At 69.5% G+C, this 23430-nt stretch carries 17 protein-coding genes; 6 read left to right on the plus strand and 11 right to left on the minus strand.

From position 1 onward, the window contains the following. Positions 1-7 precede the first annotated feature (7 nt). From cimA to PV734_RS25450, 3 genes are all read left to right on the plus strand, one after another. Positions 8-1621, plus strand: coding sequence for a citramalate synthase (cimA, locus tag PV734_RS25440; protein WP_319292062.1), 1614 nt, complete (start codon positions 8-10; stop codon positions 1619-1621). A 157-nt stretch (positions 1622-1778) separates the two neighbouring features. Further along, positions 1779-4808, plus strand: a complete 3030-nt coding sequence (locus PV734_RS25445) for a glycoside hydrolase family 3 protein (protein ID WP_319292066.1) — start codon at positions 1779-1781, stop codon at positions 4806-4808. Positions 4809-4899: 91 nt separating this feature from the next. Continuing rightward, positions 4900-6219 carry a hypothetical protein gene (locus PV734_RS25450; RefSeq protein WP_319292069.1) on the plus strand — a complete coding sequence of 440 codons (1320 nt, stop codon included), beginning with the start codon at positions 4900-4902 and terminating at the stop codon, positions 6217-6219. 184 nt (positions 6220-6403) lie between these two features. Here the strand turns inward: PV734_RS25450 and PV734_RS25455 are convergent, their stop codons facing one another. Together PV734_RS25455 and PV734_RS25460 are read right to left on the minus strand one after the other, a co-directional pair. Then, a complete protein-coding gene (locus PV734_RS25455; protein WP_319095059.1) occupies positions 6404-7189 on the minus strand; it encodes a serine protease in 786 nt (261 codons plus the stop codon). 227 nt (positions 7190-7416) lie between these two features. Next, positions 7417-7914 (minus strand): N-acetyltransferase, encoded by a 498-nt coding sequence (locus PV734_RS25460; RefSeq protein ID WP_319095060.1) that lies wholly within the window; start codon positions 7912-7914, stop codon positions 7417-7419. A 554-nt stretch (positions 7915-8468) separates the two neighbouring features. On the opposite strand from PV734_RS25460, the gene PV734_RS25465 reads away from it, so the two are divergent. After that, the gene (locus tag PV734_RS25465; RefSeq protein WP_319292073.1) at positions 8469-9125 is read left to right on the plus strand and encodes a YdeI/OmpD-associated family protein; all 657 of its coding nucleotides are present in this window, start codon (positions 8469-8471) and stop codon (positions 9123-9125) included. Positions 9126-9214: 89 nt separating this feature from the next. Here PV734_RS25465 and PV734_RS25470 read toward each other — a convergent pair whose 3' ends face one another. Then, positions 9215-9832, minus strand: a complete 618-nt coding sequence (locus PV734_RS25470) for a YceI family protein (RefSeq protein WP_319095062.1) — start codon at positions 9830-9832, stop codon at positions 9215-9217. 386 nt (positions 9833-10218) lie between these two features. Here PV734_RS25470 and PV734_RS25475 point away from each other — a divergent pair, with 386 nt between their 5' ends. Together PV734_RS25475 and PV734_RS25480 are read left to right on the plus strand one after the other, a co-directional pair. Then, positions 10219-11751: an acyl-CoA carboxylase subunit beta gene (locus PV734_RS25475; protein WP_319292202.1), complete on the plus strand. Its 1533-nt coding sequence runs from the start codon at positions 10219-10221 to the stop codon at positions 11749-11751. Positions 11752-11821: 70 nt separating this feature from the next. Next, on the plus strand, positions 11822-12010 hold the full coding sequence (locus tag PV734_RS25480; protein WP_319095063.1) for an acyl-CoA carboxylase subunit epsilon: 189 nt from the start codon (positions 11822-11824) through the stop codon (positions 12008-12010). Between the two features lie 219 nt (positions 12011-12229). On the opposite strand, the gene PV734_RS25485 is transcribed toward PV734_RS25480, so the two are convergent. The 8 genes from PV734_RS25485 to PV734_RS25520 form a co-directional block, all read right to left on the minus strand. Beyond that, positions 12230-12811, minus strand: a complete 582-nt coding sequence (locus PV734_RS25485; protein ID WP_006375305.1) for a GTP-binding protein — start codon at positions 12809-12811, stop codon at positions 12230-12232. Beyond that, positions 12792-13379, minus strand: coding sequence for a DUF742 domain-containing protein (locus tag PV734_RS25490; protein ID WP_319095064.1), 588 nt, complete (start codon positions 13377-13379; stop codon positions 12792-12794). Before PV734_RS25490 ends, PV734_RS25485 begins: the two co-directional genes overlap by 20 nt. Positions 13380-13475: 96 nt before the next feature. Further along, positions 13476-13889 carry a roadblock/LC7 domain-containing protein gene (locus tag PV734_RS25495; RefSeq protein ID WP_005479603.1) on the minus strand — a complete coding sequence of 138 codons (414 nt, stop codon included), beginning with the start codon at positions 13887-13889 and terminating at the stop codon, positions 13476-13478. Positions 13890-13899: 10 nt separating this feature from the next. After that, on the minus strand, positions 13900-17235 hold the full coding sequence (locus tag PV734_RS25500) for a nitrate- and nitrite sensing domain-containing protein (RefSeq protein WP_319292076.1): 3336 nt from the start codon (positions 17233-17235) through the stop codon (positions 13900-13902). 378 nt (positions 17236-17613) lie between these two features. Beyond that, positions 17614-18192 carry a GTP-binding protein gene (locus PV734_RS25505; RefSeq protein WP_319095066.1) on the minus strand — a complete coding sequence of 193 codons (579 nt, stop codon included), beginning with the start codon at positions 18190-18192 and terminating at the stop codon, positions 17614-17616. Beyond that, complete coding sequence (locus tag PV734_RS25510; protein ID WP_006375303.1) at positions 18173-18571, minus strand: DUF742 domain-containing protein; 399 nt, start codon at positions 18569-18571, stop codon at positions 18173-18175. The genes PV734_RS25505 and PV734_RS25510 overlap by 20 nt, the downstream gene beginning before the upstream one ends. Positions 18572-18679: 108 nt before the next feature. Continuing rightward, positions 18680-19093 carry a roadblock/LC7 domain-containing protein gene (locus PV734_RS25515; protein ID WP_044471908.1) on the minus strand — a complete coding sequence of 138 codons (414 nt, stop codon included), beginning with the start codon at positions 19091-19093 and terminating at the stop codon, positions 18680-18682. 9 nt (positions 19094-19102) lie between these two features. Next, positions 19103-22981, minus strand: a complete 3879-nt coding sequence (locus PV734_RS25520) for a nitrate- and nitrite sensing domain-containing protein (RefSeq protein WP_319292079.1) — start codon at positions 22979-22981, stop codon at positions 19103-19105. Positions 22982-23430: the final 449 nt, after the last annotated feature.

Raw genomic sequence — 23430 nt, forward strand, 5'->3', positions numbered from 1 at the left:
TGAGATCATGACGGAACCCAGCGAACCCAGCGAGCTCGACGACTCGTTCCACGTCTTCGACACCACCCTGCGCGACGGCGCCCAGCGCGAGGGCATCAACCTCACCGTCGCCGACAAGCTGGCCATCGCACGGCACCTGGACGACTTCGGCGTCGGCTTCATCGAGGGCGGCTGGCCGGGCGCCAACCCACGCGACACCGAGTTCTTCGCCCGTGCCCAGCAGGAGATCGACTTCCGGCACGCCGAGCTGGTGGCCTTCGGCGCCACCCGCCGGGCCGGCGCCAAGGCGAGCGAGGACCCGCAGGTCAAGGCCCTCCTGGACTCCGGTGCGCCCGTCATCACCCTGGTCGCCAAGTCCCATGACCGGCACGTCGAGCTGGCGCTGCGCACGACCCTCGACGAGAACCTGGAGATGGTCCGCGACACCGTCGCCCACCTGCGTTCCCAGGGCCGCCGCGTCTTCGTCGACTGCGAGCACTTCTTCGACGGCTACCGCGCGAACCCCGAGTACGCGAAGGCCGTCGTCCGCGCGGCGTCCGAGGCCGGCGCCGATGTCGTCATCCTCTGCGACACCAACGGCGGGATGCTCCCGGCCCAGGTCCAGGCGGTCGTCGCCACGGTCCTCGCCGACACCGGCGCCCGCCTCGGCATCCACGCCCAGGACGACACGGGCTGCGCGGTCGCCAACACCCTCGCCGCCGTCGACGCGGGCGCGACCCACGTCCAGTGCACGGCGAACGGCTACGGCGAGCGCGTCGGCAACGCCAACCTGTTCCCGGTCGTGGCGGCCCTGGAGCTGAAGTACGGCAAGAAGGTCCTCCCCGACGGCGCCCTGCGCGAGATGACCCGCATCTCCCACGCCATCGCCGAGGTCGTCAACCTGACGCCGTCCACGCATCAGCCGTACGTGGGGGTCTCGGCCTTCGCGCACAAGGCCGGCCTGCACGCCTCGGCCATCAAGGTCGACCCCGACCTCTACCAGCACGTCGACCCCGAGCAGGTCGGCAACACCATGCGGATGCTGGTCTCCGACATGGCGGGCCGCGCCTCGATCGAGCTCAAGGGCAAGGAACTCGGCGTCGACCTGGGCGACGATCGCGACCTGGTCGGCCGGGTCGTGGCACGGGTGAAGGAGCGTGAACTCCAGGGCTACACGTTCGAGGCGGCCGACGCGTCCTTCGAGCTGCTGCTGCGCGCGGAGGCCGAGGGCAAGGCCCGTAGCTACTTCGAGGTCGAGTCCTGGCGCGCGATCGTCGAGGACCGCCCCGACGGCAGCCACGCCAACGAGGCCACGGTCAAGCTCTTCGCCAAGGGCGAGCGCATCGTCGCGACGGCGGAGGGCAACGGCCCGGTCAACGCCCTCGACCGCGCCCTGAAGGTGGCCCTGGAGAAGATCTACCCGCCGCTCGCCAAGCTGGAGCTGGTCGACTACAAGGTCCGCATCCTGGAGGGCAAGCACGGCACTCAGTCCACGACCCGCGTCCTCATCTCCACCTCGGACGGCAAGGGCGAGTGGTCGACGGTGGGCGTCGCCGACAACGTGATCGCCGCGTCCTGGGAGGCGCTGGCCGACGCCTACACGTACGGGCTGCTGCGGGCGGGCGTGGAACCCGCGAAGTAGGGAGACCTGATCCGGGCAAAGTGGCGCGAGGCCTGTTCGGCACCTTGACGGCTCACAGGGGCGCTTGTTGACTCGCGGCGTGTTCCAAGCCGCGAGTACACGCGAGGTGCCCCAGTGGACTCGAGGCCCCAAGGACCCCGAGAGCCGAGGAAGGTCCATGCGACGAACCGCCCTGCTCGTCTGCGCCACTTTACTCACCGGGCTGCTGCCCCTGGCCGCCGCTGGATCGGCGGCCGGGGCCGACGACCCCACCCCCGTCCCGGTGGACCGCTTCGAGGGCGAGGTCCCCTTCGCGTCCCCGCCCGCCGGCGGCATCTTCACCTGGGGCGGCGACAGCGACGATCCGCCCCAACTCGCCCTCACCGAGAGGGCGGACGCCCCCGAGGGCACCAAGGTTCTCACCGGCACCTACGACATCAGCGGCTACGGCGGCTTCACCCATGACTTCGCGTTCGCCGAACCGGCCCACGACTGGTCGGCGAGCAAGGGCATCCGCTTCTGGTGGGACGGCCGGAACAACGGCAGGAAGGTCAACTTCGAGCTGAAGGACGGCGGTGCCAACGGCGAGGCCTCCGAACTCTGGACGACCTCCTTCACGGACGACTTCACCGGCTGGAAGCGGATCGAACTCCCCTTCACCGACTTCGTCTACCGCACGGACTACCAGCCGGTCGGCGGTATCGACCAGCTCCTCGGCCTCACCGAGACCTGGGGATACGCACTCACCCTCCCCGTCGGAATCAGCGGCCGATTCGCCATGGACGGCGTCGAGTTGTACGGCAGGGCGGACCAGACGCTGCGCGCGTCCGTCACCACCGACTCCGCCGTGTACCCGGTGAAGGAGGGCGGCACGGCGAAGGTCGGCGTCAGCATCGGCACGACCGGTTCCGCCCCGCTGACCGACCCCGTGACGGTCACGTACGAGACGACGACCGGCGGCACGGCATCGGAGGGGACCGACTACACGCCCGTCCGCGGCGAGTTCACCTTCCCGGCGGGCACCGTCTCCGGCACCTCCCGCACGATCCAGGTCCCCACCCGCAAGGACAGGTCGGCGGAGCCGGCGGAGACAGTCCCCCTCAAGCTCACGGTCACCGGCGCCAAGGCCCCGGCCGAGACCCCGCGGATCGTCATCGACGCCCACGGGCTCCCGTATCTGAACGACAAGTTGCCGGTGAAGCAGCGGGTCGCCGACCTCCTCTCCAGGATGTCCCTCGCGGAGAAGGCCGGTCAGATGACGCAGGCCGAGCGCGGAGCTGTCGCGGCGACACCCGGTGACATCGCCTCCTACGACCTCGGTTCGCTGCTCTCGGGCGGCGGTTCGACGCCCACGCCCAACACCCCGGCGGCCTGGGCGAAGATGATCGACGGCTTTCAACTCCGGGCACAGGCAACGCGGTTCCAGATCCCGTTGATCTACGGGGTGGACGCGGTGCACGGCCACAACAACCTGGTCGGCGCCACGATCCTGCCGCACAACATCGGCATCGGGGCCGCCCGCGACCCCCAACTCGCCTACGGGGCAGGAAAGGTGACGGCGGCCGAGGTCCGTGCCACCGGCATCCCCTGGGACTTCGCGCCCTGTCTCTGCGTGGCCCGTGACGAACGCTGGGGGCGGACGTACGAGTCGTTCGGCGAGGACCCGGCGCTCGTCGAGTCGATGGAGACGGTGATCCAGGGTCTCCAAGGGCCCGCGAACGGCAAGGAGTTGAAGAGGAACGACCGTGTCCTCGCCACAGCCAAGCACTTCGTGGGCGACGGCGGCACGACCTACGGCTCCTCCACCACCGGCTCGTACACCATCGACCAGGGCGTCACCCAGGTCACCCGGAAGCAACTGGAGGCGATCCACCTCGCCCCCTATCAGGACGCCGTCGACCGGGGAGTCGGCACGGTCATGCCGTCCTACTCCTCCCTCGACATCGCGGGGGACGGCCAGGGACCGGTGAAGATGCACGCCCGCGCCGACATGATCAACGGTGTGCTGAAGGGCCGTATGGGCTTCGACGGCTTCGTGATCAGCGACTGGCAGGCCATCGACCAGATCCCCGGCGACCACGCCTCCGACGTCCGTACGTCCGTCAACGCGGGCCTCGACATGATCATGGTCCCGTACGCCTACCAGGACTTCCGCACCACCCTCGTCGCCGAGGTGAACGCCGGCCGGATCAGCGGCAAGCGGATCGACGACGCCGTCTCCCGCATCCTCACCCAGAAGTTCGAACTCGGCCTCTTCGAGAAGCCGTACGCCGACACGAGCGGGGCGGCGGACATCGGCTCGGCCGAACATCGCTCGGTGGCACGGCAGTTGGCGGCGAAGTCCCAGGTGCTGCTGAAGAACGAGCACGGCCTGTTGCCGCTCGGCAAGTCCCAGAAGGTGTACGTCGCCGGGTCCAACGCCGATGACATCGGCAACCAGACCGGCGGCTGGACCGTCACCTGGCAGGGCTCCTCGGGGAACATCACCCAGGGCACGACGATCCTGGAGGGCATGCGAAAGGCGGGCGGGGACATCACCTACTCCAAGGACGCCTCCGCCCCGACAGCCGGCTATGACGTGGGCGTCGTGGTCGTCGGCGAGACCCCTTACGCCGAGGGCGTCGGAGACGTCGGCAACGGCAACGACCTGGAGCTCAGCGACACCGACAAGGCGGCGGTCGACAAGGTGTGCGCGGCGATGAGGTGCGCGGTGCTGGTGGTCGCCGGGCGCCCCCAGCTCATCGGTGACCGACTCGGTGACATCGACGCCCTGGTCGCCTCCTGGCTGCCGGGCAGCGAGGGCGAGGGCATCGCCGACGTCCTCTACGGCAGGCGGTCGTTCACCGGCCAACTCCCGCTCACCTGGCCGAAGTCGGAGGCCCAGCTGCCGATCAACGTGGGTGACACGACGTACGATCCGCAGTTCCCGTACGGCTGGGGACTCACGACGAGGACCAAGGTGGCGACAGGTGGGGACAAGACCCTGAAGGCGCTGGCGGTCGCGGCTGCCGCGGCCGAACGGGCCCACGACGGGAAGGCCGGTCGCGCGGTCGTCACCGAGGCGCGGTTGATCGTGCAGGCGAAGATCGGGCAGCGCATCACCTCGGCCGCCGCCAAACCCTTCGCCGACGCCGACCATCTGCTGCTGACCGGGCGGTACGGCGCGGCCGTGGGGAAGCTGAGGGCCGCGTACCGGGCAGCGGTCTGAGCGGGGGAGGGAAGGGCACCTCACCAGCACCGATGTCCGCTTCGTATCCCTTTGGTGCCCTTTCCTCCCCCTGTCGGGTAGCTTCGAAGACATGAAGGCCGTAGTGGTCCGCCCTCTCGTACGCCTGCTGCTGGTGCCCTTCGTCGTGACACTCGCGGTACTCGCCCTGCTCACGGCCGCCCCCGGCGCGCACGCGGCCACCGACCTCTCCAGAGTCGCCGAGGCGCTGAGGGCGAGCCCGGTGTACGTGGATCCGGCCGCCTCCGACCTGCTGTCGGCGTCCGACGCCGACGCGCTCGCCGCGAAGATCAAGGGCGCGGACAAACCCGTGTTCGTGGCCGTCCTCCCGGCCGGCTACCCGACCCGGGATTTCTGGACGAACCTCCGCACGGAGACAGGCGTCACCGGCCTGTACGTCGCTCGGGTCGGTGACCGTCTCGGCGCGCGGGCCGACGGCAGTGTGCTCAGCCGGTCGGCGGTCCGCAACCTGGTGACGGCGGCCGGGACCGCCGGCGACACGAAGGCCCAGCTCAACGACTTCGTCGACGCGGCCCTGCGCGGCAACGTCGGCGGTTCGGGGCCCGCCACCTGGAGCGGCTCGGGCGGTGGAGGCGTGGACGCGGGGGTGCTGATCACCACCGGCGCGGTACTGGCGGCCGGCGGCGCCGGCGCGTACGCACTGGTCCGACGCAACCGGCGGCGGCGCGAGGAGGAGCGGCGGGCGGCGCTCGCCAAGCTGGCGGTCGTCGTCGAAGAGGACATCACCGCGTTCGGCGAGGAACTGGACCGGCTCGACTTCCACCCCGCCGAAGCGGGCGCCGACGACGCCATGCGCGCGGACTACGAGCGGGCGCTGGACGCGTACGAGAAGGCGAAGTCGCTGATGGCGGCCGCCCGGCGGCCGGAAGAGGTGCGCGCGGTGACGCGGACACTGGAGGACGGCCGGTTCTCGCTGGCGCAGCTGGCCGCGCGCCGCGAGGGCCGCCCACTGCCCGAACGCCGGGGCCCCTGCTTCTTCGACCCGCGCCACGGCCCCTCGGTCGCTGGCGCGACCTGGACACCGACGGGCGGCGCACCCCGCGAGGTTCCGGTCTGCGCCGCCGACCGCGCCCTCCTGGCCGACGGCCTGGACCCCGCGTTCCGCGAGGTGGAGACCGCCTCGGGCCCCCGCCCCTACTGGGACGCGGGCCCGGCGTACGGCCCCTGGGCGGGCGGCTACTTCGGCGGCGGCATCCTCCCCGGCCTCCTCGTCGGCACGATGCTCGGCAGCATGATGGCAACCCCGTCCTACGCGGCCGACTACGGCGCCGGACCCGGAGACTCCGGCGGCTACGACGGCGGCGACATGTCCGGCGCGGACTTCGACCCCGGAGACTTCGGGGGCGGCGGCGACTTCGGCGGGGGGTTCTGATCCAGCGACCTCGGGGAAAACCCAGCCCCTCCGGCGTCTGAGGAGCGGGGGTTCGGGGGCGGCGCCCCCGAGGACGGGACGGGTAGGGGAGGCGGGGGCGATCCACTCGGCGGCACGTGCACGGGCCCGACGCCGGTAAGCGCCGGACCCGTGGACGTCGTACGGAAGATACCGCCGACGCGCGTCAGAGAGTCGACGCCGCCGAGGCGATGGCCGAGGCGAACGTCGAGACCTCGGAGTAGACACCGGGCGCGTTCCGCTGGGCGCACCCGTCACCCCAGCTGACGATCCCGACCTGGACGAACGCACCGGCGTTGTCCTTACGGAACATCGGGCCACCGGAGTCACCCTGGCAGGTGTCGACGCCGCCCGCCGCGAACCCGGCACAGATCTCGTCGCCGGCGACAAGGCCGCTGTACAGACCGCCGTACGCCTTGCACGTGGCGTCGCTGATGAACGGCACCGTGGCCTTGAGCATGTAGCGCTGCTGAGCACCGCCCTCACGCGCCGCACCCCAGCCCGCGACGGTGAAGTCACCGGTGTTGTACTGCGTGGTGGTGGCGATCTTCAGGGTCGGCAGGTTGATCGGTGTGGCGAGCTTGATGAGCGCCCAGTCCTTCCCGGTGCCGTTGTAGCCGGGGGCCTGCAGAACCCGGGTGGACCTGACCTGGACCCGGCCGGAGGTGGACTGGAGGTCCACGACCCCGGCGGTGGCCGTGATGCTCGTGTTGGCGCCGGAGCCGTTCACACAGTGCGCGGCGGTGAGCACGATCTGCTGTGTGTAGAGCGCGCCGCCACAGCCCATGGAGAGCCGGACCATGAAGGGGAACTCGCCCTGCGCGGCACGGGTTCCGCCGACGACGGGAGCCGGAGCGGCCTGCGCGGAGGAGAGGGGCTGAAGGCTGATGATCGCGAGCGCGGCGGCGCCGGCGGCCGCGGTTCTCTTGAGCGCGGTGATGAGCTTCTTCAACGTGATGCCTTCCGTGGGGGGTTGGACATACGCAGAAATGTCAGGGTCATGCCAAGTAAACAGAAAGAACTCGTGCTTTTGATGGCATGAGCTGGTCAAAATCTGTTGAAGGATTATGGGAACGCTGTGAGCGCACCCACAAGGGGCGAAAACCGGCCGCCCCTATCGGGCCATTCGTGAGGCCGGTCGTCGGGCCGGCCGGGCGGCCCCGATCGGACGCGCCGGGATCACGCGGACGCGTCGGGCAACCGCAGCCACTCGGCCCAGGACAGATCCCGCCCGATGAACCGGGGCTTGACGAACGGCCAGTCGTCGGCGATCCACCGAGGTACGAGAGCGTCGAGGTCCTGCTCGACCGCGCCGCCCACGGCACTGTCCACCACCCACCAGGACACCTCGGCGTCGGCGCCGGCCTTCTCGGGCGGATCGATGTACACGCAGCCGAGTTCGACGGTCTCGTCGTCGTTGAGCAGCACGTAGTTGAACGACTCGTGGGCGTCGACCTCGGCCGCGTGCCGCTCCAGGTCGGCGAGATTGGCCTCGTACGTGATGGTCGCGGCCGGCCATCCCCAGGCCTCCCCGAAGATGCTCCACAGCCGCTCGCGCGAGCCCATGACGGTCGGGTAGTCGATGGCGGCGTCGGTTCCGCGAATCGGCCGCAGGTGATACCCGCCGGGTACGTCGACGTGCAGCGGGTGGGCGAAGTCGCGGGGGAGCCAGGTCATGGACGGAGGCTAACCCGCGGGTGGGGCCGTCGCACCGGGTTATTCCGGCGCGGGGCGAACGGGCCACCGCCGGCCGTACCGCTCCCCGGCGGCATGCCACCAGGCGGGCGGCGAGAACCCGTCACGGGTCGAGGTCGCCTGCGCGGGATGAAGCCCGAGCCCGCGCAGGGCGTCCGCCGCCACGTAGACGGTGAACCATCCGCGCCAGCACCCATCAGCACCCGGCCCGCACGCGAGGTCGTACCGAATCTCGTCCGGCGCGAACGGCATCCAGTCGATGCCGCGCTCCCGCAGTCAAGCGCGCACGGCGGCAAGGGGGACGGGCCGCCCGGGAGCGTTCTCGTACGAGGCGATGATGACCCACTCGGTGTCATCCATGCTCTCTGCTCTCCAGATCCGATCCAGGCGTCCGATCCAGATCCAGGACTCCAGGACGCGGCCCAGGTGCCAGGGCGACGGCGAGGCCGTTGCCGCCCTCCCCGAGCATGCCACAGAGGCCTCCATCAGGACTCTATAGGCCAGTTTCTGGCCTATACCGCTCCTATCGTGGTGCCATGCGCCCCAACCCCGTCGACACGACAACCCAACCCGAGAACACTCTCGACGGCGTCCCCGTCGAGCCCTTCGCCGACGCGTCCGCCCTCGACGGCTGGCTCACCGCTCACCCGGCGCCGCAGCACTCCGCCCTCTGGGTGAAGGTCGCCAAGAAGGGCTCGGGACTGTCCTCGGTCACCGCCGCCGAGGTCAATGACGTGGCGCTCTGCCATGGGTGGATCACCGGTCATCGCAAGGGCCTCGACGCCTCCCACTACCTCCAGAAGATCACCCCGCGCCGACCCGGTAGCCAGTGGTCGATGGTCAACGTGCGCAGGGTGCCCGAGCTGGCGGCGGCCGGGCTGATGCGGCCCGGCGGCTTCGCGGAGGTCGACGCCGCGAAGGCGGACGGCCGATGGGCGGCGGCGTACGAGTCCCAGCGCAACGCCTCCGTCCCGGACGACCTCGTCGCCGCGCTGGAGCGCGACCCTCGCGCCAGGGCGGCCTTCGAGGCGCTCGGCAGAACGGATCGGTACCAGGTCGTACTGCCCCTGCTCAAGGCCCGTACGCCCGACAGCCGGGCCGCTCGCCTCGCGGCGGCCGTCGCCGGACTGGTGGACGGCGCGACAGGTCCGGGAGACACGTCCGCCCGCCCGGTCGAGGAGCGACTGTCCTGACCGGGCGGGCGGTTCGTTTCCGCTCCGTACGTTCCGCGGATGCCGACGGCGAAGCCGATGTCGTGGCATCCGGAGCGGCGCGCGTCGCGTCACGCGTTCCTGATGGCCGAGATGTCGAAGTTCAGCTTGATCTTGTCCGACACCAGCACCCCGCCGGTCTCCAGCGCCGCGTTCCACGTCAGGCCCCAGTCCGAGCGCAGGATCTCCGCCTTGCCCTCGAAGCCCACGCGCTCGTTGCCGAACGGGTCCTTCGCCGCGCCGTTGAACTCCATGTCGATGGAGATCGGCCTGGTGGTGCCGAGGATCTCCAGGTCACCGGTGATGCGGTAGTCGTCGCCGCCCAGGGACTCCGCCTTGGTGGAACGGAACGTCATCGTCGGGAACTCGTCCGTCCGGAAGAAGTCCGCACTCTTCAGGTGGCCGTCACGGTCGGCCGAGCCCGTCTCGATGCTCTCCATCTTGATGTCCAGGGACGCCGTCGAGTTGGCCGGGTCGGTGCCGTCGAGGTGCAGGGTCCCCTCGAACTCCTGGAAGCTGCCCTTCACGTTCGTCACCATGGCGTGCCGGGCGACGAAGCCGATCGTCGTGTGGGACGGGTCGATCGTGTACTCGCCGGTCAGCGCGGCGAGCCCGGGGGCCTCCGCGGTCGCCACGGACGAGGTGGCGGTGTCGCTGTCAGCGGTGTTCTTGCGGCCGAAGATGCTCATGACATGACTCCCTGGGGACGTTTTGTTGAATCTTGAACAGTTCAACGGGAGTAACCATAGTTCTATTCCGTTCAATGTTCAACCTTGTCGGTAGAGTACTCGACCGGTTACTCCTTGTGTCGCAGCCTCATCCGGCGCGACAGGGGTCTCGCCGTGCGGGCTTTGTATGACCCCTACAACCCGAATGCCCTCTGAGCAGTCGGGTCGGCTGCATGCGGACGCGGTTCTGTTCAGGGGTACCAGGAAAACTCGCCGGAGACTGTACGGAGTCGACGGGCCAGTTTTCTTGCTCGGCTTCGTATGGTCGCTACATGACCGTTTTGGATGAGGCGCAGGGTGAGTTCGCGGGCGAGTCGGCGGGGGAGCCCACGGACGCACGCGGGCGCGTGGCCGAGCTGCACGAGATCCGTGCGCAGGCCCTGGCCGGCCCCAGTGAGAAGGCCACCGAGGCGCAGCACGCCAAGGGCAAGCTGACCGCCCGGGAGCGCATCGACCTGCTCCTCGACCCGGACTCCTTCAACGAGGTCGAGCAGTTGCGCCGGCACCGGGCGACGGGGTTCGGTCTGGAGGCGAAGCGGCCGTTCACGGACGGTGTGATCACCGGCTGGGGCACGGTGGAGGGCCGTACGGTCTTCGTGTACGCCCATGACTTCCGGATCTTCGGCGGAGCGCTGGGCGAGGCCCACGCCACGAAGATCCACAAGATCATGGACATGGCCATCGCGGCCGGGGCCCCGCTGGTGTCGCTCAACGACGGCGCCGGCGCCCGTATCCAGGAGGGTGTCTCCGCCCTCGCCGGATACGGCGGCATCTTCCAGCGCAACACCAAGGCGTCCGGTGTCATCCCGCAGATCAGCGTGATGCTCGGCCCGTGCGCCGGTGGCGCCGCCTACAGCCCCGCCCTGACCGACTTCGTGTTCATGGTCCGCGAGACCTCGCAGATGTTCATCACGGGCCCGGACGTCGTCAAGGCGGTCACCGGCGAGGAGATCACCCAGAACGGCCTCGGTGGCGCCGACGTGCACGCCGAGACGAGCGGCGTGGCGCACTTCGCGTACGACGACGAGGAGACCTGCATCGCCGAGGTCCGCTACCTCCTCGCGATGCTCCCGCAGAACAACCGCGAGAACCCGCCGCGCGCCGAGTCCGAGGACCCCGCCGACAGGCGGAGCGACGTTCTGCTCGACCTCGTCCCGGCCGACGGCAACCGGCCGTACGACATGACCAAGGTCATCGAGGAGATCGTCGACGACGGCGACTACCTTGAGATTCACGAGCGTTGGGCCCGCAACATCATCTGCGCGCTCGGTCGGCTGGACGGCCAGGTCGTGGGCATCGTGGCCAACCAGCCGCAGAGCCTCGCGGGCGTCCTGGACATCGAGGCATCCGAAAAAGCTGCGCGCTTTGTCCAGATGTGTGACGCTTTTAACATCCCGATCGTCACGCTGCTGGATGTCCCCGGCTTCCTGCCGGGCGTCGACCAGGAGCACGGCGGAATCATCCGGCACGGCGCGAAGCTGCTGTACGCCTACTGCAACGCGACCGTTCCGAGGATCTCGCTGATCCTGCGCAAGGCGTACGGAGGCGCGTACATCGTCATGGACAGCCAGTCCATCGGCGCCGACCTCACCTACGCCTGGCCGACGAACGAGATCGCCGTGATGGGCGCGGAAGGTGCCGCCAATGTCATCTTCCGCCGTCAGATCGCGGATGCCGAAGACTCCGAGGCGATGAGGGCTCGGATGGTCAAGGAGTACAAGTCCGAGCTGATGCACCCCTACTACGCCGCTGAGCGCGGTCTGGTCGACGACGTCATCGACCCGGCCGAGACCCGTTCGGCGCTCATCAGGTCACTCGCGATGCTGCACACCAAGCACGCCGACCTGCCCTCGCGAAAGCACGGCAACCCCCCTCAGTGATCCCGCTCGGTAACCCAGCGGATCCTTCGCGGTCCATCCGCGGAAACCTCTCTCACGGAGACTGTGACCTATGAACACCTCTGACATTCGCGTCGAGAAGGGCCATGCCGAGCCCGAGGAGGTCGCCGCTATCACGGCGATCCTGCTGGCTCGTGCGGCAGCCGCACCGGCGGCTCCGCCGGCCCACCGGCGCCCCAAGGCCGGCTGGCGCCGACTGGAGCGCGAGGGTGGGTTCCGGGCGCCCCACAGCTGGCACTGAGCCTGAGCTTTGACAGGGCCCCCTTCCCGAGGTGCGGGAAGGGGGCCCTGTCGTGTGTGCTTCGGCTGCGGGCCCGTGGGGGCTTGTCGCGCAGTTCCCCGCGCCCCTGAGGAGCGGGGGTGCTTTCAGGGGCGCGGGGAACTGCGCGACAAGCCAATGGGCTGCCGCAGACGGCATGAAACCGTCCGTGGCAGCCCATTGGCCGAAAAAACCGTCTACCTACCGGAGCCGAGCCATCAGCGCATGCTCCACAAGGGTGATCAGCGCGGACTTGGCATCGGCACGGTGACGGGCATCCGTGGTGATGATGGGCGTGTCCGGGCCGATCTGAAGCGCCTCCCGTACCTCGTCCGGGTTGTACGGCTGGCTGCCGTCGAACCCGTTCAGGGCGATCACGAAGGGAAGACCCGAGTTCTCGAAGTAGTCGACCGCCGGGAAGCAGTCGGCGAGACGCCTCGTGTCGACCAGGACGATCGCGCCGATCGCGCCACGCACCAGGTCGTCCCACATGAACCAGAAGCGGTCCTGGCCGGGCGTACCGAACAGGTACAGGATCAGGTCCTGGTCCAGGGTGATGCGGCCGAAGTCCATGGCGACGGTCGTCGTCGTCTTGTCTCCGGTGTGCGTCAGGTCGTCGATGCCCGCGGAGGCGGACGTCATCACGGCCTCGGTACGCAGCGGATTGATCTCCGAGACGGCCCCGACGAACGTGGTCTTGCCCACGCCGAAGCCGCCCGCCACCACGATTTTCGCGGACGTGGTGGAGCGGGAAGGCCCTCCGCTAGAGCTTGCGAAGTCCACTGAGCACCCTTTCGAGCAAAGTCACGTCTGGCTGGCCGCCGGCGCTCTCGTCGCCGCCGGGCTGATGGATGGCGACCAGGCCTGCCTCCGCCAAGTCGGCGACGAGGATCCTGGCCACACCGAGAGGGATGGTCAGCAACGCCGAGATTTCGGCCACCGACTTGATCTCTCGGCAGAGGTTGCAGATTCGCTGATGCTCGGGCAACTGCCCCTGCATCTGGTGCGGCTGCGCAGTGGTGTGCACCAGCGCCTCGATGGCGAGCTGGTAACGCGGGCGCGTCCGGCCGCCGGTCATGGCGTAGGGACGCACCAGGGGATTACTCGCGCCCCCGGCGGGGGACGACTCCGGAGAGCGGCGCTGCGGCTGCACAGGCTGGATACGCGGCGCCGCCGGCTGGTCGTACGGCGACGGCCCGGGACCCTGCGGGTTCTGGGGTGTGTACGGCTGCTGCCGACGGTGGCTCGGTGCGGAGGGGAAGTTGTACCGGTTCTGGTCGCCCTGGCCCTGACCCTGGCCAGGACCGTACGACCAATTACCCGAGGGCGAACCGCCTGGGGGTGTTGCCACTTTCTTCTCCTCCTCCGACTGTGCCGGGCACCGCATCACTGTGGAGCCGCGTCCGAAACCTACCGCCCCGAGACGCCAAAACGCACCGTCTGACTGTTAGTTGAGAAGGCTCCCTTGGAGCTCCGCACGCAGATCGGGTGTCAGGACCGTGCCGGCACGGTCGACCAGAAGCGCCATCTCGTACCCAATGAGACCGATGTCCGCCTCCGGATGTGCAAGCACCGCGAGGGAGGAACCGTCGGAAACGGACATGATGAACAGGAATCCCCGTTCCATCTCCACAACCGTCTGATTCACGCTGCCGCCCTCGAAGATGCGCGAGGCACCCGCGGTGAGGGAGGTCAGACCGGAGGCGACAGCGGCGAGCTGGTCCGCACGGTCTCGCGGAAAGCCTTCGGACATCGCCAGCAGGAGTCCGTCGGCGGAGACCACCACCGTGTGCGACACCCCGGGGGTGTTGTCCACGAAATTGGTGATCAACCAGTTCAGGTTCTGCGCCGCCTGGCTCATCGGACTCACACTAACGCTCCTGGTTGTAGGTGCTGTCAGGCCCACCGTGGTGATTCCTGGTGGCCTGGCCGTTCGTCTCACTACCTGCGGTGCGTCCCCGCTGGACGCCCCGGCGCAGGTTGCTCAACCTGCCCCGGATGTCCTCGGGAGCGCGGGACACCGAGGGACCGCCCTGGAGAGTCGCTTCCGCGGCACCCTCGATCAGGTTGGCCTTCGGTACCCGGCGGGGCAGACCGGAGGAGGTCACCCCGCCCGCCTTGGGCTTACGGAGCTGTGCGGCCTGCTGCCAGCGCTCGTCGTTGGCCGAGCGCCAGTCGTCGGGACCCTTGCCGTTTCCGTTCCCGTTGCCGTTCTGCTCCGCGGGGGCCGGGGCCGGTGTCTCCTGGTCCACGTGCTGCCGGGAGGTGCCGTTGCTGGTGCCGCTCGTGGTGGATCCACGGCGGGGGAGCCCGGCATCGGTCAGCGCGTGGGCGGCGGAGGGCGCCGGTCCCGGACGTTCGAAGCCTACGTGGTTCCGCTCACTCACGTCAGCGGCCTGCGTGGATTCCGTCTCCGGAGCGTACTCGGAGCGGTGCCCGTTCTGGTAACCGTCCGGCTGCGGCCAGTCATCCTGGTACCGCCGCTCCTCGAAGGCCGAGAAGCTCTCCGGGGCCGCGGCGTGGACCGGGGCGGGCTCTTCCGGGGCGGGCTCCTGGTACGCGGGCTCCGGGTAGCCGCCGTTGCCGTTCGAGGAGGGGTAGCCGCCGTTCGTCGACGGGTACTCGCTGCCGGTCGCCGGGAAGTCGTCCGTCTGAGGGAAACCGTTGTTCCCGTTGAAGTACGGCTCCTCGTACGACGGCTGCTGCCGCTCCTCGTACGCGGTCTGCTGGTCGTAGTTCGCGAAGGGCTCGTTCAGGGCCGGGGCCTGGCCGTCCGGCGCGCTGAAGTCGTCGCCGTACGCGGGGGCTTCGATGGCCTCCTGCCGGCCCGCCTCGGGGTGTGCCTGCGCCTCCAGCTGTGCGCGGCGCTCCTCACGCATCAGGGAGCGGCCCACCGGGTCCAGCTCGCGGATGTCGTCCGGGACCTCGGTGTAGCGGCTGTCGTCGAAGCCGAGCTCGGCCGCCGTACGCATCGGCTGCATCTGGGCGGCCTGGAAGTTCTCGCCGACGTACTGCTGCTGCTGGTGTTGCTGCTGCTCGGGGATGATCTGCGAGACGGTGAACTCGTCGCGCTGCAGCTGCTGCTCGCCACCGCCACCGTGGGTGATGGCGTCCGGGAGCATGACCAGAGAGGTGGTGCCGGCCTGCTCGCCCGAGGGGCGGAGCTGGACGCGGATACCGTGCCGGTCGGACAGCCGGCCGACCACGAACAGACCCATGCGCTGGGAGATCGCGGCGTCCACCGTCGGCGGGTTGGCCAGCTTGTGGTTGATGTCCGCGAAGTCCTCGGCGGTGAGGCCGATGCCCTTGTCGTGGATCTCGACCATGATGCGGCCGTCGGGCAGCCGGGTCGCCGTCACCCGGACCTTGGTCTGCGGGGACGAGAACGTCGTCGCGTTCTCCAGCAGCTCGGCGAGCAGGTGCACGAGGTCGGTGACCGCGCGGCCGTGGATCTCGGCCTCCGGTACGCCGGACAGCTCGACGCGCTCGTACTGCTCCACCTCGGAGGAGGCGGCGCGCAGGACGTCGACGAGCGGGACCGGCTGGTCCCAACGGCGGCCCGGCTCCTCGCCGGCGAGGACGAGGAGGTTCTCGCCGTTGCGGCGCATACGGGTCGCGAGGTGGTCCAGGCGGAAGAGGTTCTCCAGCTGGTCCGGATCGGCCTCGTTGTTCTCCAGGTCCGTGATCAGGGTCAGCTGGCCCTCGATCAGGGACTGGTTGCGGCGCGACAGGTTGGTGAAGATCGCGTTGATGTTGCCCCGGAGCAGAGCCTGCTCGGCGGCCAGTCGGACCGCCTCGCGGTGGACCTGGTCGAAGGCGCGGGCGACCTCGCCGATCTCGTCCGTGGTGTTGATGGGGATCGCGGCGACACGGGTGTCGACGCGACCGGGGTCGGTACGCGAGAGCTGGTCGACCAGCATCGGCAGCCGCTGCTCGGCGATACCGAAGGCCGCGTTGCGCAGCTGGCGCATCGCGCGGCTCATCTGGCGGGCCACCATGCCGGCCAGGATGAACGCGGCGAGCAGGGCCACCAGGACGGCGGCACCCACGATGATGGCGTCGCGCTTGGCGTCGTCCGAGATGGTGGACGCCTCGTTCACGGCCGTCTTGGAGAGGTCGGACTCCAGCTTGAGGTACGCGTTGTACTTCAGCGTGTTGACCGCCCACCAGTTCTGGGGCGTGATGCCCTTCGCCGCGAGGTCGGCGCGCTCACTGGCGTCCGTCGAGGGGAGCGCGGCCAGGGCCGCGATCATCTGGCTCGGGTCGGACGGCGGCGGGACGTACGTCTCGCCCTTGGACGCGGCGCTCTGGGCGGCCTGCTCGGCCATCGCCTTGCCGTCGGCCGTGACCTTGGCCGACGCGTCCTGAAGCTTCTTGGCGTCCGCCTCGGTACCGCCCGCGATGTACTCCGCGATGGCGATTCGCTCCAGGTACGCGTACGAGGAGAGGGCGATGCGCTGGCTCTGGAAGCTGCTCTCGGTCGGGCCGGGCTTGATCAGCACGTGCATGCCGATGGCGCGCTCCAGCGACACGGAGGCCTTGGTGAGCGAGATGGCGTAGACGGTCCGGCCGTAGCTGGTGATGTTGCCGGTGCCCAGGCCCAGCTCGTTGGAGAACTCCATCAGGGTGTGCGTGATGGCGGTGTAGCTCTCCTCGGACTGCACACCCGTGAGCTTGGAGGAGTAGGCGGCCGCGCGGACCGCCGCCAGCTGCGGCTCGACCTCGCGGAACAGCTTCAGCCGGCGTTCGACGCTCGGCTTGTCCGGGATCTTCTGCGCGGCCGCGTCGAAGGCGTCGGCGGCCTTGTCGGTGGCGGCGCGCGCCTTGACGACCGTCGCGTCGTCCTCGCCCTTGCCCTGGAGCAGGGGCGCCGCGGTGATGTCGCGCTCCTGGAAGAGGGCGTCGCCGTAGACCAGGGCGGCCTGCACGAGGCGGGCGGTCTGCTCCGCGTCCTCGGCCTCCTGCCAGGTGTCGATCGAGCTCTTCACCTGGAAGCCGCCCATGATGAGGCCGACGACCACGGGTATGAGCAGGATCGCGTTCAGCCTGGTCGGCACGCGCCAGTTGCGCGGCGAGAAGCGACTGCCGCTCGGAGCGGGTGGCGCCATCGGCTCCGAGCCGGGCACAGCGGCGGACGCCGCTCCGCGCGGCGGCGGGGTGAAGTTGCCCCGGGCCGACGGCTCGGGACCGTTCTTGCTTCGCCTCACTCGACCAACAACCTCTCGGCGGAAGGCACCAACGTTGTGCCGCAGTCTCTCAGAGCCGGTAAGCCAAAGACCCTCAACAGGAGTACGTCTTTGACTATTAGGCAGTTCAGGCATTCCAGCACGTCAGCCTTCGCTCTTCCAAACACCGGAATGCGAAGATCCATAGCGATGTAAGCCCCAGATAAAACGGTCATAAAGAACGAGCCCCGCCAAAAGGCGGGGCCAAGGTGAGCACAGCGAGACCACGCGACCGCGACGCGTGTCCATACCACCAGATATCTCTGTCGAAACGTTATGAACGCCGAGGCCGACCGTGTCAAAGGCCACAGTCGGCTCCGGTGTATCTACGACAACTGCCGTAGGGCATCGTTGATTTGGTTACCGAAGACGCGCCATGAGCGCATGCTCGACCAGGGTGATCAGCGCACTCTTCGCATCCGAGCGGTGACGGGCGTCCGTCGTGATGATCGGGGCGTCCGGGCCGATCTGGAGCGCCTCGCGCACCTCTTCGGGGTTGTACGGCTGGTGCCCGTCGAAGCCGTTGAGGGCGATGACGAAGGGCAGGCCGCTGTTCTCGAAGTAGTCGACCGCGGGAAAACAGTCCGCGAGCCGGCGGGTGTCGACCAGGACCACGGCGCCGATCGCGCCGCGCACCAGGTCGTCCCACATGAACCAGAAGCGGTCCTGACCCGGCGTACCGAAGAGGTACAGGATCAGGTCCTGGTCCAGGGTGATACGGCCGAAGTCCATGGCCACCGTGGTGGTGGTCTTGTCCCCGGTGTGGGTGAGGTCGTCGATACCCGCCGAGGCCGACGTCATGACGGCCTCGGTACGCAGCGGGTTGATCTCCGAGACGGCGCCCACGAACGTGGTCTTGCCCACGCCGAACCCACCCGCGACCACGATCTTCGCGGAGGTGGTCGCCCGGCCCCCGCCGTCAGAGCTTGCGAAGTCCACTGAGCACCCTTTCGAGCAGTGTCACCGCTGGTGCACCGCCGTTGTTCTCGTCGCCGCCCGGCTGGTGGATGGCGACCAGTCCGGCCTCGGCGAGGTCCGCGACGAGGATGCGGGCCACACCGAGGGGCATGGCCAGGAGTGCCGACACCTCTGCCACCGACTTGACCTCACGGCAGAGGTGGCAGATGCGCTGGTGCTCCGGCAGGAGTCCCATCAGCTGGGCCGGATCGGCCGTCGTGCTGATCAGCGCCTCGATGGCGAGCTGGTAGCGCGGCCGGGTCCGGCCACCGGTCATGGCGTAGGGCCTTACCAGCGGCTGGTCGCCCTCATCCTCGTACGTATGAGCGTACGGATCATGAGAGGCGGTGGGCGGGGTCATGAATCCTCCGGGCGGGACAGCGTCGGTCAGTCGTGCCGTCTGACAGGGCCGGTGGGGGAGATGTGGCGGCCGGACGGTGTTTTGGTGAGACGGGTGGATGCTGAGCGGTCAGTGGAGCAGACTGCCCTGTAGTTCGGCACGCAGGTCAGGGGTGAGCACCGCGCCCGCCCGGTCGACCAGGAGCGCCATCTCGTAGCCGACAAGGCCGATGTCGCAGTCCGGGTGGGAGAGGACCGCCAGGGACGATCCGTCCGAGACGGACATGAGGAAGAGGAAGCCCCGCTCCATCTCGACGACCGTCTGAGCCACCGTGCCGCCCTCGAAGATGCGCGAGGCACCCGCGGTGAGCGACGTGAGCCCGGAGGCGACGGCGGCGAGCTGGTCGGCGCGGTCCCGTGGGAAGCCCTCCGACATGGCCAGAAGGAGGCCGTCGGCGGACACGACGACTGTGTGGGACACACCTGGGGTGTTGTCCACGAAGTTGGTTATCAACCAGTTGAGGTTCTGTGCCGCCTGGCTCATCTGGCTCAACTAACGCTCCTGCTGGTGAGTGGGGCTGGGGAAGCTGCCCGTCTGGTCGGAGCCGGTACCGGCCTGCCGACCCTGGGCGATGCCCCTACGGAGATTGGTCAGCCGGCCGCGCACGTCATCGGGCGCACGCGAGACCGCCGGACCGCTTTGGTGCTGTTGCTGCTGAGCCGTACCCGGTACGAGGTTCGCACGCGGGACCCGGCGCGGAAGGCCGGAAGTCGTGACGCCACCGGCGGCCGGCTGGCGGACGCGCTCGGCCTGCCGGACCAGCTCGTCGTTCGGCGAGGTACGCCAGGAGCCGGTCGCGGCCGGCGCGGCCACCGGACGCGGGGGAGCCGGCACGGAGGACGGCTGCGAGAGCGCCGAACCGTTGGTGCCGTTGCCGTTGCTGCTGCTGGCGCCGTTGCTGGTGCCGTTGGCCTGCGGCCGACCGCCCTGCGACTGCCCCTGCTGTCCTTGCCCGTGGAACCAGTTGGTCTCCAGGGTGTCGTACAGCGGCGTCCGTCCGTCACCGGGACCGCTGGCCGGGGGCAGGGCCTCCGGCTGCGGCGGGACCGGCGGGCGGGGGCCGCCGAAGTCGGCAGGACCACGCCCGGCGCCCGGCTGCGGACGCTCGAACTGGCCGGTCGACGAGGCGTCCTGCTGACGGCGCGGCACCGGGCCCCGGCCGTCGAAGCCGGAGGGTGCGGGGAACTGGCCGGTCGAGCCGGAGGTGTATCCGGTCGGCGCGGGGAACTGGCCCGTGGAGCCGTTGTCGTAGGACGACGGCGTGAACTGCCCGTTGCCCTGCGGGTTCTGCTGTCCGCCGGGCGGGGTGCCGAAGACGTCCGAGCGGACGTACGAGCCGTTGTTCTGCTGGCCGTTGCTGTTGCCGTCACCGGAGCCGTTGTAGCCGGGCAGCGGGAACTGACCGGTGTCCGAAGGGCCGCCGGGACGAGGGGCGTTGTAGTCGGGGCGGGCGAACTCGGAGGTGGCGGCCGGGTTCTGGAGACTGTCCAGCCGCGGAACCGCGGGCAGCTCCGACGTCGAGGCCGGGCCGTGCCGGTCGTCGATGCGCGGCATCCGTGAGGTGGAGTCCGGCTCCTCGTGACCGCGCGGGGTGTCCAGCGAGGCACGCGGCACCGGGGGCTGCGCGTTCTCGTCGCTCCAGCTCGGACGCGACGGCGCGTTGCCGCCGGGCAGCTCCGGACGCGCACCGCCACGCGGCGGAAGCTGCGGACGACGCCCGCCGCCCTGTCCCTCCGCGCGCTGCGGGGGTACGGGGCCGCGCGAACCGCCGAACGCGTCCTGCTGTCCGGTGCTGTTGCCGAAGGCGTCCTGGCCCTGACGTGCGCCGGAGCCGTCACCGAAGCCGCCCGCGGCCTGGAGGCCCTGCGGAGCACCCGGCGCCTGGCCGCCGAAGCCGCCCGCGCCCGCGGGAGCCGGCCTGCTGTTCTGCTGAGGGGCACCCGGACCCTGCGGTCCACGGGGCGCTCCGCCCGATCCCCCCGGGCGACCGCCCGCGTCGCGGCCGGGCAGCGCGGCGCGCGCACCCTGGCCCGAACCGACCTGACCGCGCGGCGCGGCACCGGCGCCGAGGAGCCCGCCACCGGCGGGAGCGCCCTGGCCACCGCCCCGGCGAGCCGCGGCCACACCGGCGGCGGCCTGCGCGGCGGCGGGACCGCCCGCGGGGGCACCGCCCTGGCCGGCCTTGCCCGGAGCGGGCTTCTTGCCGCCCTGGGCGACATCGACGGGGAGCATGACCAGCGCGGTCGTCCCACCGGAGTCGGACGGACGCAGCTGGATACGGATGCCGTGACGCTGCGAGAGGCGGCCGACCACGAACAGACCCATGCGGCGGGAGACAGACACGTCCACGGTGGGCGGTGCGGCGAGCCGCTCGTTGATCGCCGCGAGGTCCTCGGGCGAGAGGCCGATGCCGGTGTCGTGGATCTCGATCAGGACGCGGCCGTCGGGCAGCGCGTGACCCGTGACCTTGACCTTGGTCTGCGGGGAGGAGAACGACGTGGCGTTCTCCAGCAGCTCGGCGAGCAGGTGCACGAGGTCGTTGACCACTCGGCCGGCGACCTCGGTGGTCGGGACCGAGGAGAGCTCGATGCGCTCGTACTGCTCCACCTCGGAGGCGGCGGCACGCAGCACGTCGACCAGCGGGACCGGGCGGGTCCAGCGACGGCCGGGCTCCTCACCGGCGAGGACGAGAAGGTTCTCGCCGTTCCGGCGCATACGGGTCGCGAGGTGGTCGAGCTTGAAGAGGGAGGACAGCTGGTCCGGGTCGGCCTCGCGGGACTCCAGTTCGGAGATGAGCGACAGCTGACGCTGGATGAGGCCCTGGGAACGGCGCGAGAGGTTGGTGAACATCGCGTTGACGTTGCCTCGAAGGAGGGCCTGCTCGGCGGCGAGCCGGACGGCCTCGCGGTGCACGTCGTCGAAGGCCGCGGCCACCTGGCCGATCTCGTCCCGGGAGTGCACACCGACGGACTCGACGGACGTGTCGACGTCCTGGGGGTCGGACTCGGACAGCTGCTTGACCAGCTCGGGCAGCCGGTCCTGGGCGACCTTGGTCGCCGTGTCCTGGAGCCGGCGCAGCGAGCGGATCATGGACCGGGCGACGACGAAGGCGCCGACCAGCGAGACACCGAGCACGAGAAGGATCAGCGCACCCGAGATGATCGCTTCCCGCTCGGCCTCGTTGCGCAGCTCACGAGCCTTCTGCTCCATCTCGCTGAGCAGCGTGATCTCGATGGTCTTCATCTGCTGGATCTTCGACGAGTCGGCGTCGACCCAGTCCTTGTAGGAGCGCCGCTGCTGCGTCTGGAGGCCGTCCTTGCTCGTCAGGACGCGCTTGGCGTAGAGGTCGGCCGCCGTGATCGTCGGGCTGCCGTCGTCGATCGGCTTGAGGAGGTCCTCCGCGCCGTTGCCGTAGATGCTGATGAAGCTGTCGAGGTCGGAGTCCTGGCTGCTCAGCGCCGACTCGGCGTAGAGCCGGTCGTTCTCCGACAGCCGACCGGCCGACTTGTTGTCCTCGGGCAGCGCCGCGGCGATGACCGCGCGCTGGACGGACGCGTATTCCTTGGCCGAGGAGAAGGCGGCCAGGGCGCGCGTGCGCGTGATCATCTCGGGGTTGCTGGTCGCCTCGGCCATGTCCTGGGAGAGTTCGAGCAGCTGGGTGACGAGCCGGTGATAGGACTCGACGGTCTGTGTCGAGTTCTGCTTGTCCTCGTAGGCGTTGCTGCGGATCTCACTGATGTCGGTCAGCTGAGCGACGAGACCGACGAGACTCTCGCGAACACCTTCCAGGTTGCCGCTGCGGCTGGCGGAGTCGATCTCCTCCGAGCCGTCGAGGAAGTTGGCCAGGGCGCGGTCGGTCTTGTCGCGTACGCCCTTGACGCTGTAGTCGTTCGCCGACTGGCCGTGCGCGAGCGGACCGGCCGACTGGTCGCGCTCTTCCTGGAGCGCGGCGGAGAGCTCGGTGGCCTGCTTGGTGATGTCGGTCAGCAGCCGCATGTTGTCGAGCTGCTGGATGTCGTCCATGTTGTCGCTGATGCGCAGGGCGCCCAGCGAGGTCGCCGCCACCACGGGGAGCGCGAGCAGCGAGACCAGACGGGTCGAGATACGCCAGTTCCGGAGCGCTATTCGCGCTCCGGGGCCGTTCGGGCCCTTGGCGGGCTTCGCGGGCGGTGTGGCGGCGGTAGAGCCGGTGACCGCGCCCTTGCCGCCGGGCGCACCACTGCCAAGGCGTGCCGAGCGTTCGCCGTTGTCGCCGGTCAGAGCTGCCTGGCCCGCGTTCTGGGCGTGCTGGGGGGAGGAACCGTTACCGGCTCCGTTGTGTGGCTCCGGCTCCGCCGAAGCGCTGCCATCCCTCTTGAAACGTCCCTGCACTAGCGTCGCAACCTCTGGACCAGGCGCCCTTCCGCGTGAACGGACGGACGGTGTCGGCGTATAAGAGGCGCCCTGAAAAACGCCCCTCATGGTGGTCGTGAGTGACCTGGCGCGGTTCCCCTCTCACGTGCCGCCGCTCGGCGCTGCTTCGCGCCCCCTGTGCGCCTGCTCGTGTCCCGCGGCGGTCCGTGGAATTCCAACACAGTGCCGGATCTCCAACAAGGCCAATGGGTCACGGTGTGACGACGATGACGCCTCGTGAGCGCTGTGTCACGAGGCGTAGAAAGCGATTCGTTACATACCGGACGAAATTCCACGAGTCGCATGGATTGTCGGGGTGTCCAGGTCGCCATGATCAGGAGCGGAATGAGGGCTTCAGTAAAGCAATGTCCGTTTCGTGGAGGTGGGCCGGGAGCCGGAATTGACCGGTTTGCCCACTGATTCGTGAG

Source organism: Streptomyces sp. AK08-02 (assembly GCF_033795085.1).
In the GTDB taxonomy this organism is placed as follows: domain Bacteria; phylum Actinomycetota; class Actinomycetes; order Streptomycetales; family Streptomycetaceae; genus Streptomyces; species Streptomyces echiniscabiei.

Bases quoted from the DNA above. Each gene is read 5' to 3' on its own strand.
- cimA (WP_319292062.1), top strand. From the start codon at position 8: ATGACGGAACCCAGCGAACCCAGCGAGCTCGACGACTCGTTCCACGTC.
- PV734_RS25445 (WP_319292066.1), top strand. From the start codon at position 1,779: ATGCGACGAACCGCCCTGCTCGTCTGCGCCACTTTACTCACCGGGCTG.
- PV734_RS25450 (WP_319292069.1), top strand. From the start codon at position 4,900: ATGAAGGCCGTAGTGGTCCGCCCTCTCGTACGCCTGCTGCTGGTGCCC.
- PV734_RS25460 (WP_319095060.1), bottom strand. From the start codon at position 7,914: ATGACCTGGCTCCCCCGCGACTTCGCCCACCCGCTGCACGTCGACGTA.
- PV734_RS25465 (WP_319292073.1), top strand. From the start codon at position 8,469: ATGCGCCCCAACCCCGTCGACACGACAACCCAACCCGAGAACACTCTC.
- PV734_RS25470 (WP_319095062.1), bottom strand. From the start codon at position 9,832: ATGAGCATCTTCGGCCGCAAGAACACCGCTGACAGCGACACCGCCACC.
- PV734_RS25480 (WP_319095063.1), top strand. From the start codon at position 11,822: ATGAACACCTCTGACATTCGCGTCGAGAAGGGCCATGCCGAGCCCGAG.
- PV734_RS25495 (WP_005479603.1), bottom strand. From the start codon at position 13,889: ATGAGCCAGGCGGCGCAGAACCTGAACTGGTTGATCACCAATTTCGTG.
- PV734_RS25510 (WP_006375303.1), bottom strand. From the start codon at position 18,571: ATGACCCCGCCCACCGCCTCTCATGATCCGTACGCTCATACGTACGAG.
- PV734_RS25515 (WP_044471908.1), bottom strand. From the start codon at position 19,093: ATGAGCCAGGCGGCACAGAACCTCAACTGGTTGATAACCAACTTCGTG.